Raw genomic sequence first — 15,533 nt, forward strand, 5'->3', positions numbered from 1 at the left:
GAGTGATACTATATGCGCATGCAGTTCTCTATTCTTTTTAACACAACGAAAGATGCCAACTATTGCCAAAACTATTGAAGCAATTAGGGGCAAATTTACTTTGTTCCTTATACAATATGTCTTCATATCCATCACGGAATGCAGGGCAATAAAAAACCACACCCGCCAAGTCGGTTTGGCAAGTGTGGAAATCTAGTATGTGTTTGAAAGCTGAGCCATCTGACTAGGCTGCGTATTATTTATGCACAGCCGCAATCTCTTCCATCAATCCGACCCAGTCGTCTCTCGTGAAATCATACAACTCCAGCTCGGTTTTTCTCAACACCATATGGATGCTGTCGAATTTGTCGTCCGACCGGAAGCGCCACCAGCTTTTCGCCGTCGACGTCTGCGTTCCTGGCTCATAATACGTCAAAGTGATTTCCGGATCGACGATGTCTTCTACCCGGTCAATGTCCAATAGGTTATGCGGAAAATCGATATAAAGGCCGAGCGCCGATTTATGAGGCGTGATCGAGCCGATTTTGTATTCTGATTGTGCGTCCCGCTTCTCAAGCGCCTCACTCCACGGAACCGGATTGTCGCTCAGGATCAAGGTCCGTCCCTCTTCATTTGTCTCCACTCGGCAATTTGGCAAGCTGTTGAAGACATCTGTCATTTCGTTCATTTTTTGTTCGACCATTTTATTCATTTGGCAATTCATCCTCTCAATTCATCTAGCTACTTGCCTATTATTCTATCACGTTCACCAGGCGGCTCTTTGTTTCACTTCCTTAAATTAAAAACGACCTTGTACCAAGCATGTTCTATGCCTCGTACAAGATCGCTCGTTTTTCATTATAAGAACAATAAGCCCAATCCAATCACGACACCGCTCACAACTAAGACGATGACGCAAAAGCCCATGATGTCTTTTGCTTTGAGCCCGGCTATGGCGAGTGCCGGCAAGGCCCAGAACGGCTGGATCATATTCGTCCAAGCGTCGCCCCATGCTACCGCCATGGCGACTTTCGCCGGTTCACTGCCAAGCATTTCTGCCGCTTCGAGCATAATCGGCGCTTGGACAGCCCACTGCCCGCCACCGGAAGGCACGAAAAAGTTCACGAGCCCAGCGCTTAAGAACGCGAATAGCGGGAAGGTGTCGGCTGTGGATATGCTGACGAAGGCTTCTGAAATGACCGCTGCGAGTCCTGATGCTGTCATCATGCCCATGATGCCTGCATAAAACGGGAACTGGACGATGATGGCGCCTGCGCCTTTGACCGCTTCTTGAACAGCGCTCAAATACTTGCTCGGCGTCCCGTGGAACAAGATGCCGAGGAACAAGAACATGAAGTTGACCAAGTCGAGCGTTAACGCAAATCCGTTGTTGACGAAATAATAAATAATAAATGCAATACCTAAAGCGCCGATGACCATCGACAAGATCCAGCTGTTCTCCAAACGCTCCGCTGGGGTCATGTTCCCTTTTGACGGAACGTCTTCAACCGGCGGATCGACCAGTACCTGTGGGTCGACAGTTACTGCGTCTTCTTTTTTCGGCATCATCAAGCGGTTCAATAGCGGTACGATAATGACCAAAGCCGCAATGATAATCAAATTATAGCTGGAGAAAATGGTTTCCGACGTCGGAATAATCCCGATCGCGTCCACAAACGGATGCCCTTCTGTCGCGATCGATAACGGAATCGACCCTGAAAAACCAGCGTGCCAAATCAAAAATCCGGAATACGCACTCGCAATCAATAAGCGGTAATCGACATTTTCGACACGCTTCGCCAATTCTTTCGCAAACAAAGCTCCGATGACCAAACCGAAGCCCCAGTTGATCCAACTCGCCGCAAGCGACACAATCGTCACCCACAAAATCGCACTGCCTGGCGACTTTGCAAAACTCGCCAGCTTCCCGAGACCCTTCTTGAAAATCGGGCTGCTCGCCAGCACGAAGCCTGTGACGAGTACCAATACCATTTGCATCGAGAACGCCAAAAGCGCCCAGAAGCCCTCACCCCAAAACGCCACCATCTGTACAGGCGACGAATCCGTTAAGCCTAAGCCTAACCCGAAGACCACAACCGTCAAAATGATGACGAATAAAAACGGATCGGGTAAATAACGCTCCATTAAATTGTTCGAAAATCGTGTAATCGCTTTCAATTCTTATCTCCCCTTTGCCAAAATGTTCACTGCACTTCCAATGCTACCTCATTTAAGCCGGTTCGTCTGCGGGAAACAGGAAAAAAGAGGGCACGGTTTTGTCCCTGTGCACCACACAATTTATACACAATTTATAAAGTTGCATAAACAGAAAAACACCTCCCAGAACAGCCGCCCCGGGAGAAGGTAAAATGAATGCCCCATAAATTGTCGTGTATTGTCAGAATCGTTTAGAATTGTTTCGTGCACAGGGACGCAAGGGTACAGATAGATAGAGAGAAACTAACATTAGGAGCTGAGCTTGTGGAATACAATACAATAACAGAAAAAACGGCCATCATCACGGGGGCCAATAGCGGACTCGGGTTGGAAACGGCCAAATCGTTCGCCCGTCTAGGCGCCCGGATCATTTTGGCGGTCCGCAATCTCGATAAAGGAACAGCCGCGAAACAGGAAATTCTAGATGAATCTCCTGAAGCCACGATCGAGGTAATGCAGCTCGACTTGTCTGATTTGGAGAGCGTACGCGCTTTTGCAGAGACTTTCACTAGCCGCTTCGATTCACTCGATTTGCTGATTAACAATGCGGGCGTCATGACGCCTCCTTATACGAAGACGAAAGACGGTTTTGAGCTGCAGTTCGGCAGCAACCATCTCGGGCATTTTGCGTTGACGGGACGGCTTTTGCCTTTGCTGCTCCGCACCGACAATTCGCGTGTAGTGACACTGAGCAGCTTGGCGCACCGAAATTCCGCCATTTACTTTGACAACCTCGACGGCTCGAACGGTTATAAAGCGATGAAGTTTTATGGCCAAAGTAAATTAGCGAATTTAATGTTTGCGACTGAACTCGATGAGCGGCTCAAGCAGCACGGTGTATCGACGCTCAGTCTCGCGTGCCATCCCGGGATTTCTGCGACCAATCTATTTAAGATCGGGAACCGGGAAATGCCTCGCATTTTCAAAGGACTCCTGCACCGCTATTTGCAGCCGGCGACGATGGGCGCACTCCCGACTGTCTATGCCGCAACGGAAGCTGACCTAACCGGCGGCGAATACATCGGGCCGGACGGCAAAGGCCGACGCAAAGGCTATCCGGCTCTAGAGCAACCGGACCCGGCAGTGAACGACGCGGCTGTTCGCCAGAAACTATGGGACGTTTCCGAAAAATTGACCGGCGTGACGTTCAACTTCAGCAAGTAACTCTTATCAAATTAACTACGTCCAGACACAAAAGCGAGCGTATGCGGCCTCCTTCGGGAAACACCGCATACGCTTTTCTGGCACTCAATTTAATCGCTGATGCTTGAAACCCCTTCATTAAGGATATAGTAGCTGTACAATGTTTTTTCGTTCGGTATCACATACTTTGTTCTACTCCAAATTTTTTCACAATCAATTTCAGAAGACACTTAAAACGGAACCGAACGACAGGCGTGATACTCATTAGGAGGTCTCTATCATGAACCCACAAATTTTAATCGTCGGAGCGGGCCCCACTGGCTTGGCTCTGGCCTATAGCCTGGCGCGTCAAGGCGTGCCGTTTCGCATCATCGACCGCAATGCAGGCACCGGCACCGCCTCCCGCGCACTCGCTGTCCATGCGCGCATACTAGAGCAATACGACCAGCTCGGCCTTGCCAAACGCAACATCAACTGCGGGCATCCGATTTTGTCGCTCGATGTCAGCGACGGACAAAAAGTGCGAGCCCAATTGAAATTCCATGAACTCGGCAAAGGATTAAGCCCGTTTCCGTTTATCTTAAGTTTGCCGCAAGACGAGCACGAAAAAATTCTCGTCGACGAATTAAGCAAAATCGGTGTCGAAGTCGAATGGAACACGTCCCTGCTGTCATTTGAAGATTCAGGAGATGGTGTGAAGACTGTCTTGCAGCAGCAAGGCCATTCAGAAGAAACCGCCGAATTCGCTTACCTATGCGGATGCGACGGCGCCGGCAGCATGGTCCGAAAAGGACTCGAACTGGACTTTCCCGGCGGCACCTACAAGCAATTGTTCTTTGTCGCCGATATTGAAACCGCAAAGCCCGTAGAAGACATGGAAAAGATGGACATGTACATGGACAATGACGGCTTTATGCTTTATATGAATGTCCGCAATGCCTATACGAAACGGATCCTCGGCATCGTGCCCGAGGAATTCAACGAACGCACCGATGTCGCCTACAGCGAGGTCAACGACTATATCGAGAATAAAATCCGCGTGTCGGCCGCCAAGGTCAATTGGTTTTCTACTTACCGCGTCCATAACCGCGTCAGCGAGCGCTTCGCCAAAGGGCATATTTTTATCCTCGGCGACGCCGGCCACTTGCATAGCCCGACCGGCGGACAAGGCATGAACACTGGCATTGGGGACGCCATCAACCTCGGCTGGAAACTCGCAGCGGTCGTTTTGGAAAAAGCCGACGCCAAAATACTCGGCACTTATGAACAAGAGCGCATCGCCTTTGCGCGCCGCTTGATCTCAACGACCGACAAAGCATTCCAGACCATCGTCAATCAAAAATTGCCCGGCACTTTACTCCGAGAATATGCCGTGCCGTACGTCTTGCCGTCCGTCTTTAAATTTGCGTTCCCATCCAAAAATGCATTCAAGGTCTTGTCGCAAATCCACATCAATTACCGAAGCAGCCTCCTAAGTAAAGGAAAAGCCGGCAAAGTGTTCGCCGGCATGCGCTTGCCGTGGGTGGAAACCGCAAACGGCGACAACTTCGCGCCGCTGCGCTCGGTCGATTGGCAAATCCATGTATACGGCAAAGCAAAGCCCGAGCTCACCGAATTTGCGCGATCGCAGTCACTTGAACTCCACGAGTTTCCTTGGGAAGCTAGCATGAAAGACGCCGGATTCAAGCAAGACGCCATGTACTTGATCCGGCCGGATGGCCACGTGGCGCTTGCGACCGATGGGCAATGGCTGCGCGTGTTGAATATGTACCTAGACGCTTTTGAAATTAAGGCGTTTGGAGCGAAATAAGATAGCTGAACAAATCAAAATGCCACATCCGCAGTATGGCTGCAGATGTGGCATTTTGTGGTGTAGATCGTTGTGTGCAATTATGACAAGCCCTTTAATTTTTTTGGTATTCTTCAACCAAACGTTCCAAGTTAACAAGGATCATGTAATAGTTTGACGGTAAATGAGACACTTTCTCTTCGATGTTAGACCGTGAGCTTAATTCAGGGTATATAATTTTTTGTAATTGATCTTCCACTTTCTTAAAAAAATCTGTTAAAGCGTTTAAGTATTGCAAAGAGTTCGCGTCAATATTTTCATACACTCTCGATAATTCTAAATTTCCTTGGTATTGATCTTGAGCTTCCAATTCCATTTTTTGCAATTGATTTAGATTCACTTTTTGCATCTCATTTGACCGTAGCCAGTTTAAATCTACTGTCTCTAGAGTAACCTCTAATTGATCCAGAAAAATATCATCCGAATTTGCATTATTGAGCATACTTTCTATTTCTTCAAATTTGCTATCGTATTTATCCGTAAAACCATGCTGAACGGTGACGGATTTTGTGTAGCCGATGGGTGAAAAAGGATACACATAACCGCTAACACTTATAACTAAAGTTAGGAATAGGGCAATGCTTAAAATAAGTAGAATAATTTTCTTTTTCAATTCGGCTCACTCCATAAACCAGTATATGGAACATTCAACTCTATTTAACTTTAACTAATTTTCTAATAATTGTAAACATTAATATTATTTGTGGTTTTTAGCGGTTGCTAGACCGTCAAAAATGATGTGTAATAAGTAAAACCTTGCTCTATAAATTCGTTTACACAAGATATTTTACGCTCTCCCGCGTACTGTCAGAATCCTTACTATTCTCATTTGTACAAAAAACAAAAAAGCAGGCCGTCACGAACTTCCGTGATGGCCTGCTTCTTTACTATTTACTGATCGCCGACAACTTACTCTGCTGCAGTGATCTGGTAGATCGAACCGCCATCCGTGCTGGCAATAAGTGCGCCGTCTTCTGTGACAAGAATGTCGCGGAAACGTTCGACTTCATCAGTCAATAGACGTTCTTCGCCGACGATCATATCGTCTTCAACAACGACACGGACAATATAGTTCGGCGCTAAGCCACCGATGAACATATTGTTCTCCCATTCAGGAATGGCGTCATTGTCATAGAATGACATGCCACTTGGCGCACTCGTTGGATCCCAATAATATCTTGGTTCCACAAAGCCTTGCTCCTCGTGTTCTGAAACGCCATCATTAACGAATTCACCAGAGTATTCGAGGCCATAAGAAACAACTGGCCATCCATAGTTATTGCCTGGTTCAATGATATTCAATTCGTCCCCAGCTTGCGGGCCGAATTCGACAATCCATAAGTCGCCTGTTGCCGGGTTATAGTCGATACCTTGAATATTGCGGTGACCGTAGCTGTAAATGCCATCGAGCGCGTCTTCATCTTCCACAAACGGGTTCGACTCGACTGGTTCTCCGTCTTGTGTAATGTGAATGACTTTCCCTAAGTAAGCATCCAATTCTTGTGCACGGTCGCGGCTTTCGACATCTGAACGTTCACCTGTCGTTAGGAACAAGTTGTCTTCATCGTCAAAGATAATGCGCCCGCCATAGTGGAGTGTGCCTTCATATGCCGGAGTTGCTTGGAAGATCACTTCAAAATCTTCGAGTGAAGTTTCATCTTCTGACAACATCCCTTTACCGACAGACGTTACCGTACCGCCTTCAATGTCTTCGGAAAACGTCAGAAAGACCATTCGAGATTCCTCAAAATCCGGTGCCACCGTGACATCCAACAAACCGCCTTGGTCTTCGTTATTCACTTCTGGTGTTCCTTCGATTGGATCTGACACAGAACCGTCTTCCAGGTTGACGATCAACAGTTCCGCCGCATCTCGTTGCGTCACAAGTATGCGGTTGGTCTCAAACTCTTCCATGCCCCAAGACACGCCAAGACCTTCAACGACCACTTCTGTATCGAGTTCCGTTTCCGTCTCTACTGCCGGTGCTCGTGTTTGTTCCGGGAACGCTGGTTCAAACTCCGTCACTTTCGGTTCAGTTTCCGCACTTTCATTCGTGCCCTCTTCAGTACCTTCACCAGAGCTTTCTTCTGTTGGCGCATCCGAGTCATCCGTTGACCCTTCATCTGAAGCCTCATCATCGCCACATGCTGCTAAAACCATGGAAGACATCAGCATCGTACCGAACATCATTCTCGACCACGTAATTTTCATCATCATGTTCCTCCCCGTTTCTAAAATTTTAAACCGAATCTATTTCGAATTCCGTTTATTGAAATCAACACCAACAATTGGTTCAGAATTTCATACCGTCACTAAAATCCCTTGATGCTAATACTTTTCCCTTCAAACTATTCTAGTAAACTAATTTTTGCAGAATAAATGAATTCGTAGCAGTTGCGACTGCCAAGCAATGGCTGTGTGTTGAATATGTATCTGGAGGCTTTTAGGATTTTAGCGTTTGAAAGCCGGCTACCCGCCACCATCCACTCACAAACAAAAGCCGTATCCAGTAACCTTTAAGGTTTCTAGATACGGCTTATTTTATCTGCAATTGCAGCCCACGAATCAGTTTTGACACAGGGCGATGATGTATGTGAATCAGGCATGTAATTTAAAACGTTTGGCCTTGCCGTGCATATGTTGTCTAGCTGAGAGGTCCTTTAATTCGGCGATAATGACCTTCGGGTTGGAAGCGCCCAATATGGTCGATATATAACTCACTTTAAATGTATAGGTCGATTTCAAGCGGAAATTTCGATACTCGGGCGAATCTTCCGTCGTCGTCCAATAGAAAACATTGCCTTCACTATCTAGTAAAGAAACGACCCGGTGTTCGTCGTTTTGAAAGCAGGACAAAAATTCAAGATCCCGTGTATAATCCATCCCTTTTTCGAATCCGTTCACTTCTTTGATTGCCAGCACCATCGAAACGCACCTCATTCCATAGTGGTATACTTTTAATATATCAGAACAAACGTTTGATTACTAGTAAAAAGCTCAAAAAAATAGAATTTTTAGTTAATAAAGTGATAAAAAAAGAAATAAAACTCGTCCATTTACTGCATGACGCCTTAAACAAGCTCTTGCGTGAGCCACCTGAAAAGCGCATACTTAAGTGTCGAAAAAATGAATAGGAGTACGATACATATGGAAAAACAGACCACATCACGTAAACAAATCACCCCTCAATACGATCCATGGGAAGCGTATATGGATATCGAAGACCACGGGAAATTGACCCTATCCAGCATCGAATTCACCACGACTTATTTATGCAATATGCGTTGTGAACATTGTGCGGTTGGCTATATGCTTGAGCACAAAGATCCGGACGCGCTGCCAATCGAGCTGCTGTTTTCGCGCCTCGATGAAATCCCTCATTTGCGGACCATCAGTTTGACGGGCGGAGAGCCGATGTTTTCGAAAAAATCGGTCGCCAATTATGTCTTGCCTCTTTTGAAATACGCCCATGCACGCGGCATCCGCACCCAGATGAATTCAAACCTGACGATGCCGCTGGACCGCTATATGGAAATCGCTCCTTATTTGGATGTCCTGCACATTTCCCATAACTGGGGCATCATCGATGATTTTGTCGATGGCGGATTTGCCAATATGGAACGCAAGCCTTCCCGTGAGCGGCGGGCTGAACAGTTCCAGCGCATGATCGACAACAGCCGCGCACTCGCAGAAGCAGGCGTTATGGTGTCGGCGGAAACGATGCTGAACAAGCGGACATTGCCTCACCTGAAGAGCATACATAAGCAAATCATTGAAGAAATGAAATGCGCGCGCCACGAAGTGCATCCGATGTACCCAAGCGATTTCGCCAGTCAATTGGAAGTGCTGTCGCTCGATGAAACGAGAACAGCGATCCACGAATTACTGGATGCCCGCGATGAAAACGTCTGGATGCTCTTTGGTACCTTGCCGTTTTACCCGTGCAGCCAAAACGACGAAGACATTCAACTCCTGAACCGCATCTACTCAAGCAAAAACGTCACCGTTCGCAACGACCCGGACGGACGCTCACGGCTCAATGTGAATATCTTCACCGGCGAAGTCATCGTCACCGATTTCGGCGACACACCCGCGATGGGCAATATCCAGCACGATTCACTGCCGGCGATGCTTGACCGCTGGCTGGAGCGGCCATTAGCCAAAACGATCGCCTGCCACTGCCCAGCCGCCAAATGCCTCGGACCGAATTTATTGGTGAAAGATGCCTACTACCCAGACATCGATTTCACCGCCCAAAAATCAAGAATTATCGTTTAAATGATAAACCCGATCTGGCGTGGAAACTTTACGCAGGATCGGGTTTTTGAGTTTTAAGGGAGTTAAGACACCCGCCTAGGGAAATATTGGTGCGCCTCATTCAGGTCCAGCAACTATGCTAGGTTTTTCAATCAATAAAATTCAACTTTAAATTTGAATTTCTTGATGTCGTTATTAGAGAACATTATAATTATCTAGTCAAAAATATATAATGTAGCCAAATCATTTTTTGATTGGTCTGCTGTCTCTGCTATCTGTTCAGCATTATAATTTAGTACCTCGATATTAAGTAATTCGAATAGATAATCAGCAAATTCATCTTTTGCATTTAGATTGGCTTCGGGATTTTTTTGTTGATGATTTATCTTTCTATTAATTGCTGCTGTAAATAAATCAGCTACTTGTATTAGTCTACTCATTTTAGAATCCAATGAATGAAAAGCATTTAATTTCACCTTTTCATCATAATGTATTTTAAAATTATCAATTAAAGATTGCTTTATTTGATTTATCCGAAGTGCACTCTCACCATCTTCTTTATCCTTAAAGTAAGCTACTTGTTTCGGCAATTGAATTCTTCCACTTTCGCTTTCATGTTCCATCCCAATTCTAACTAACTGATAAAATAATTCTGTATTTAAATCATCTATAGAAATATTAAGTTTAGTTTGATTTACTGCTAGAGCTTTATACCCTACCATGTGACCATTACTAATAGCGAAGTTTACAAAATCTTTATAAGTTTGAAGATTGTTGCCGTTATTTTTTAATTTATTGAAATGAAATTCGTCAGGAAACGAAATATCTTCTTGCTTTCTTTGTTGAGACCATTCAACTAAACTACTGTTAAGTTCTCCTTCGTTTGCTAGAATCCATACACTACCTACAATTGCAAACTCATCGTTTTTTCCACTTTCATCCGCATATATTGAAATATAATCAACTGCGGGTTTAGTTGCTATTTGAATTTCTTTCTGGATTTCCTCATTGTCCCTTCTAAATCTTCTAACTTTCTTATCACCTTGGAATAAGCGGTATTCATTTTGAATTTTAGCGCGTACTCTTGCTATAGAGGTTAATCGTTCGAGTTCAAATAATTTCTCAAAACTTACAGATCCTCCTCGATGTTCTTGAAATATCTCCCAATACTTAATCATAAGAGCAACATCTGAATTTCTTGTTTCAGGATATTTATTTAATATAGTTGCAATTTTAGTTATCAAATGTTTAGTATTTCCTTGTTGTACAGCAATCCAAAGCTCTTCACCTTTTTTTATACGCTCTGCCTCTTTCTCTTCATCTACTAAAATAATCTCTTCTTCGTTTATTACTTCATTATCCATTTCTTCCAAGACTTCTTCTAATCCTTTATTCATAAAACCACTCCCAATTTAGATTTACACATAAAGTAATGACATAGTAGTTTATTTTTAATTTCTACTAACCAAGGGGCAACCAACTATATTTCTTGCAAACTTGTACTAAGTTATACAAAAGGCAAATGAGTCTCATTAGTAGTACGTGCGGCAACCATGCCTCGCTGATAAAAAGTTGAACTTAGATCTGCATAATGGGTAGTAGCCGGAAGTCTCGTTTTGTTCAACGCATGGACGTGCATGAAGGATAATGCATATACATCGCTTATAACTTGCTCAAAACTTAACGTACTCGTTTTTTGAACTACTTTAATCGGAAGAGCCATACCGATTTGTTCTCGTGGATTCGTTGCACATAATAACGCTTCTTTGCCTCTAAAGTAATAAGTGCCTTGACGTGTTTCCATTTTATTATCCTTTGAGTCATAATAAGCCATTCGACGTTTAGGGGATTTAATCACTTCTACAATGTCGAATTGAATCCCCTTTGCTCCTAGCACCTCTGAGATTAGTTCGGTGTTTTCTCTCCAAAAACCATCACGGTGAATAGTTACATGTTTAGGCAATTCATCAAATTGAACTTTATATTTATGAAGCACTTCATTGAGTGTATCTTTTAGAAGTTCATCACTAACTTTTTCTCCCGCATTTGCTCCACCAACTGCTGATTGCTTTATTAGGCGTCCATCATTTCCTATAACGTTAATGATGCCTGCTGTACTGCGGCCTTTTTCGTGGCTGACATCAAGCCCAATAAAACAGTCAGAATTTGTTTTTTTATTCAAAACCCATGGTTGCATTCCGCTCTTCACATACAAGCCTAATAATATATTGTAGAAAGTATAAGACAGGTTTCTATCATTTTGAACGCTTAACGCTATCCTTTTAACAGCTTCATCATCTTTTGGATTAAATGAAAGTTCCTTATTACTGGATAACATCTTTTGAAATTCTTTTAATCGCTCAACAGAAATAACTTGTGAAGAAATATCCCAGTTTCCCCCGAATTGTTTTTTAAAAGGTTCATACAGTTCAAGATGAGGCACACTCAGTACAGCTAAAACAGTCGTGTTTTTAAATACTGCTTCATGCTCTTTTATCTGCCAGTCAAAATTCTTGAAAAATTCCTGGTTCAACTTGCCACTTATACTCCTTGTTTGGTTACTAATATCAATTTTGACTCCATGTTTTCTAGCAATTTCTCTTAAGATGCAGAAATACTTATACACAAAAACCTTATCTATTGATTCGTTTAGTGTTGTTTCATCTACAAAGAGACTTACTGTCATTTCCCCGCCTTTATAAATTTTTCCGTTCTTTAATCCATAAACTGGCCACTTTTGCGGCTTATCAAATAAGACAGTCGAATCTTCCAATTTCTTTATTTCATAACCATTATTTTTCGCTAAAAATGGTTCAGGAGAAAAGGTTAAGTACTTTACGCTGTTTAAAATATCCAACGAATCTTCCATTGTCTGTTTCATGCGAAATAATGGTTTAAGCCTAATCACTTTATTTACTGCTGAAATTTCATTTGCCTTCATTGATTTGTAACTGCACACAGGTTTTAAAAACTGTGCTGCCATCACAATTAATTTGCCATCTCGCGTTTTCACATGAGCAACCTTTGTACTTTTCGAGAGTAGACCGATTTTAAACTTTTGACCTTTTTGGTTAAAATATTCAACGATGGATTGATTCATTAAAGGAGAATTATCATAAACTCCATAATCAGCCAAATGATCAAAAAAGTATGTGTAATTACTATAGGGATTTGAGGTATCTACTAATTCCAGTTGATCTTTTATTACCCCATTTCGTTCAATCATTTGTTGAAGGGTAATAGTATACTCAAATTTATGAGTAAGATTAAATCCAATATGTATCTTATTATCGATAATATTTACATGAATAGATAACGCAGGGTATACGAGTACTTCACCAGCTTTTTCCCCTTGTTTTTTCTGCAAATCATATCCCACTTGCTTTAAGTCGAGGCGATGGGTCCCCGCCTTTAATAAACTCGCTTTGATAAGTTGTTCTAACAAACCACACTCAAAATTACTATGTTCATCAATAATGCGGTAGTCATATGACTTTGCTTCATAACCTGCCATATCCTTGATCTCAGCAATAGCCATAATACTGCTTTCCCGATAGATTATGACATTGTTTCTATTCTTCCATTTAAGTGTTCTGCAAATTTCTGAGACTCCTTTATATCGATCATCTTGATTTTCTAAAGGAAAATTATAAATGTGGACTTTAATGGTGTTTGCTTTTTCATTTGCAACTGCTTCTGTTATATAAGCTTCCGTATTCTCGCCTCTTTTACTATTATTTACCTAAATATACGATTTAAAAGTCAGAAAGTTTCAGTAACTCCTTAAAACTTTAGTACTTTATAAGATGTCGCACTTCATATTCTTGAGTTTCTAAATACAACTCTATTAATATTAGAATATTTTTCTTGGCATCTCTTAACAGAGTGAAACAATTCCCAAACATTTTCTACAAGTGTAAACGCCGGTTATTTTCCCCATTATGGTCGGAATAAAATTTCTCACTTGAGTTTTTTTCAATTTGAAATAATTAATCAATAATTGAACCTTTATGTTCACCATAGAATAGAATTGTTGAAATGAAGACAAAACAATTAGTGAAAATGGAAACAAGCGGAAATTGGGAAGGGAAATTGAAAACGTCTATTTATACAAGGGAGTTCGCACCTTTTATCGTTGGTGAACCGAAACAGTTAGGAAGCACCGATGAAGGGCCGAATCCACTTGATACTTATTAGGTGGATTGACTGGCTGCACATCCGTTATGATCGGCTTAATTGTGAAGGAACAGAACTTTTCGTATGACGGCATCGAGTTCGAAAACAGTGGTACTATCGACGCACGCGGCATGAGAGGCCTTGAAGACGTCTCTACCCATTTCCAAACAGTCAGTTTTGAAGCGATTTTTTCAACAGATGAAAGCGAGGAACGTCTGGAGGAATTGAAAAATGAAGTCGAAAGAAGATGCCCTATCTACAATTTGATTGTGGATGCTGGGATTGCGATTGAATCCAAGTGGTATAAAAAATAATATTATTTACTATCTTTATAAATAAACCAAACCCCAAATGGGAGCCACTTTCAAGTGTCCCTCATTTGGAGTTCGGTTTAAACTCTATTCTTATGTTCTTTTGTTTTCTAATAAGCTCTTGGCTACAAGACTCCCTGCGCCAACAGCGACTGATGCAACGACAGCGAACACCGCTTTCGAATGAATCCGATTTTCCGCTTCTCTATTCTCATTAAAATGACGCTGATTTTTCTTTTCTTCTTCCATCTTATCAATAATATTTGCTCTTTGTTTATAGAGCATCAACTTTTCTTCAGTGTCTGTACAGTTCATAATCTCTTGATTAATAGCAGTTAAGGTTACTTCTAGTGCTGAGAGATATTCGGAAGTGGAAGCTTGATCTGCAGTTGTTACTTCTTTCTTGATTTCCCCTGTTTCCAAAACTTTTTTCCAAGGTCAGCCAAAATTTTCAGCAGCTCTTCCTTGGACTTGAATGGAGAATTTCTTGGCATTGATTTATCTTTATTTGGTTTGTCTTTTTCCATTTCATCCTCCTGATTAGATTTGTCATTTAAAGCTAGCACTTTACGTATAAGTTTTAAGATTAACTCTGTTACGTCTCTAATTAATTCCATTCACTTGTTTAGCACGAAAAGACTTTTAATTCCCCCTTTATTTGCAGTAATAACCTCAACAATAGCTTCTTTCTTAAAACGAGCCATTATCACCTGTTTTTATTATAATCTGCTTTCATTCATTCCCTAATTACTTTTACCAAAAATCACTTTTCACTCACGGTGACTTTTTATTTTAATTTATTTGGAATATATCGAAGTCTAAATTATTTCTAGTTGTTTTCTTGTTTCAAGGAGTTTGAACCCTATTTCATCAATTTTTATTTTATTCTTGTAATAAACTAAATCCTCTTTCTCCAGCTTTAATAGCTTGTATGCCAGATCCTGGGAGTGAGGGGCAACTTTTTTATTTAATTGCCCGGCTGCTATCGCACCAGTAAGAGTACCGATAGGCGCTCCAACCACTGCTCCTACTCCTGCAAAGGAAGCGCCCGTCGCCCCTCCTGCCAACCCTCCTACCGTACTGAGTGTAGCTGTTACTCCAAATTTAGACATTAATACTAACACTTTAGCAGCAGCAATATTCGTTTTAACGTTTTTTGAAATTCCTTCGAAATCATTGTTAACTGCTTTAACATCTAATAACAGTCTTATTCCAAGTAAAATTTCTGAAATCCATGGAATAAGGTCCAAACCTTCCGGTAAATCAATTCCCATTTGTTGCATGGCTTCACTAACCTCACTCATCGATCCTTCTATAAACGCATAACTATCTTCAAACTCATTTATCATCCCACTATCAAATTCAGCAATAGTTTTTTCTATATTTTTTCTAGTAAATTCATTTAAAGGCTCCATTAAATCTCGTGGACCTAACTTATCTACGCCAAAAATTTCAAATAATCTTTCTTCATTCATCCTTCTTTTTAATTCATCAGATTTATTAAATAACTTGTTTATTAATCCACTTTGTAAAAAAACTCCTCCTTCTTGAAACAAGTATTCCCCACTCATATTCTTTAAATGACTTGGAATTTTCAATAT

General features: G+C 42.2%; 15 protein-coding genes. 5 read left to right on the plus strand and 10 right to left on the minus strand.

Annotated features, from left to right (window positions below):
- Positions 1 to 235: 235 nt before the first annotated feature.
- Together AY633_RS09770 and AY633_RS09775 are read right to left on the minus strand one after the other, a co-directional pair.
- Entirely contained in the window at positions 236 to 691 is a 456-nt protein-coding gene (locus tag AY633_RS09770) for a hypothetical protein (protein WP_068488187.1), read from the minus strand.
- A gap of 146 nt (positions 692 to 837) precedes the next feature.
- On the minus strand, positions 838 to 2,157 hold the full coding sequence (locus AY633_RS09775; RefSeq protein WP_068488188.1) for a short-chain fatty acid transporter: 1,320 nt from the start codon (positions 2,155 to 2,157) through the stop codon (positions 838 to 840).
- Positions 2,158 to 2,460: 303 nt separating this feature from the next.
- Here AY633_RS09775 and AY633_RS09780 point away from each other — a divergent pair, with 303 nt between their 5' ends.
- On the plus strand, positions 2,461 to 3,360 hold the full coding sequence (locus tag AY633_RS09780) for an oxidoreductase (protein ID WP_068488189.1): 900 nt from the start codon (positions 2,461 to 2,463) through the stop codon (positions 3,358 to 3,360).
- A 259-nt stretch (positions 3,361 to 3,619) separates the two neighbouring features.
- The gene (locus AY633_RS09785; protein ID WP_068488190.1) at positions 3,620 to 5,149 is read left to right on the plus strand and encodes an FAD-dependent monooxygenase; all 1,530 of its coding nucleotides are present in this window, start codon (positions 3,620 to 3,622) and stop codon (positions 5,147 to 5,149) included.
- Positions 5,150 to 5,243: 94 nt separating this feature from the next.
- Here the strand turns inward: AY633_RS09785 and AY633_RS09790 are convergent, their stop codons facing one another.
- The 3 genes from AY633_RS09790 to AY633_RS09800 all read right to left on the minus strand — a co-directional run bounded on the left by AY633_RS09790 (position 5,244) and on the right by AY633_RS09800 (position 8,113).
- Entirely contained in the window at positions 5,244 to 5,801 is a 558-nt protein-coding gene (locus AY633_RS09790) for a hypothetical protein (RefSeq protein WP_068488191.1), read from the minus strand.
- Positions 5,802 to 6,097: 296 nt separating this feature from the next.
- Positions 6,098 to 7,402, minus strand: a complete 1,305-nt coding sequence (locus AY633_RS09795) for a PQQ-dependent sugar dehydrogenase (RefSeq protein WP_068488192.1) — start codon at positions 7,400 to 7,402, stop codon at positions 6,098 to 6,100.
- Between the two features lie 384 nt (positions 7,403 to 7,786).
- Positions 7,787 to 8,113, minus strand: coding sequence for a hypothetical protein (locus AY633_RS09800; protein ID WP_068460628.1), 327 nt, complete (start codon positions 8,111 to 8,113; stop codon positions 7,787 to 7,789).
- A 222-nt stretch (positions 8,114 to 8,335) separates the two neighbouring features.
- Between AY633_RS09800 and yfkAB the strand changes: the two genes are divergently transcribed.
- On the plus strand, positions 8,336 to 9,466 hold the full coding sequence (gene yfkAB / locus AY633_RS09805) for a radical SAM/CxCxxxxC motif protein YfkAB (RefSeq protein ID WP_068488193.1): 1,131 nt from the start codon (positions 8,336 to 8,338) through the stop codon (positions 9,464 to 9,466).
- Between the two features lie 194 nt (positions 9,467 to 9,660).
- On the opposite strand, the gene AY633_RS09810 is transcribed toward yfkAB, so the two are convergent.
- Positions 9,661 to 10,842 carry a DUF3800 domain-containing protein gene (locus tag AY633_RS09810; protein WP_068488194.1) on the minus strand — a complete coding sequence of 394 codons (1,182 nt, stop codon included), beginning with the start codon at positions 10,840 to 10,842 and terminating at the stop codon, positions 9,661 to 9,663.
- Between the two features lie 110 nt (positions 10,843 to 10,952).
- Positions 10,953 to 12,983, minus strand: a complete 2,031-nt coding sequence (locus AY633_RS09815; protein ID WP_068488195.1) for a Piwi domain-containing protein — start codon at positions 12,981 to 12,983, stop codon at positions 10,953 to 10,955.
- Positions 12,984 to 13,483: 500 nt separating this feature from the next.
- Between AY633_RS09815 and AY633_RS16870 the strand changes: the two genes are divergently transcribed.
- Both AY633_RS16870 and AY633_RS16875 read left to right on the plus strand, forming a co-directional pair.
- Entirely contained in the window at positions 13,484 to 13,642 is a 159-nt protein-coding gene (locus tag AY633_RS16870) for an OsmC family protein (RefSeq protein ID WP_313903507.1), read from the plus strand.
- Positions 13,643 to 13,668: 26 nt separating this feature from the next.
- On the plus strand, positions 13,669 to 13,935 hold the full coding sequence (locus tag AY633_RS16875) for an OsmC family protein (protein WP_313903508.1): 267 nt from the start codon (positions 13,669 to 13,671) through the stop codon (positions 13,933 to 13,935).
- Between the two features lie 90 nt (positions 13,936 to 14,025).
- On the opposite strand, the gene AY633_RS09825 is transcribed toward AY633_RS16875, so the two are convergent.
- The 3 genes from AY633_RS09825 to AY633_RS09835 form a co-directional block, all read right to left on the minus strand.
- Positions 14,026 to 14,355 (minus strand): hypothetical protein, encoded by a 330-nt coding sequence (locus tag AY633_RS09825; RefSeq protein WP_068488196.1) that lies wholly within the window; start codon positions 14,353 to 14,355, stop codon positions 14,026 to 14,028.
- Positions 14,325 to 14,459 (minus strand): hypothetical protein, encoded by a 135-nt coding sequence (locus tag AY633_RS16825; RefSeq protein ID WP_260804554.1) that lies wholly within the window; start codon positions 14,457 to 14,459, stop codon positions 14,325 to 14,327. Before AY633_RS16825 ends, AY633_RS09825 begins: the two co-directional genes overlap by 31 nt.
- Positions 14,460 to 14,750: 291 nt before the next feature.
- Entirely contained in the window at positions 14,751 to 15,530 is a 780-nt protein-coding gene (locus AY633_RS09835) for a hypothetical protein (RefSeq protein WP_068488198.1), read from the minus strand.
- Positions 15,531 to 15,533: the final 3 nt, after the last annotated feature.

This window comes from Planococcus maritimus (assembly GCF_001592825.1).
GTDB lineage: Bacteria > Bacillota > Bacilli > Bacillales_A > Planococcaceae > Planococcus > Planococcus maritimus_C.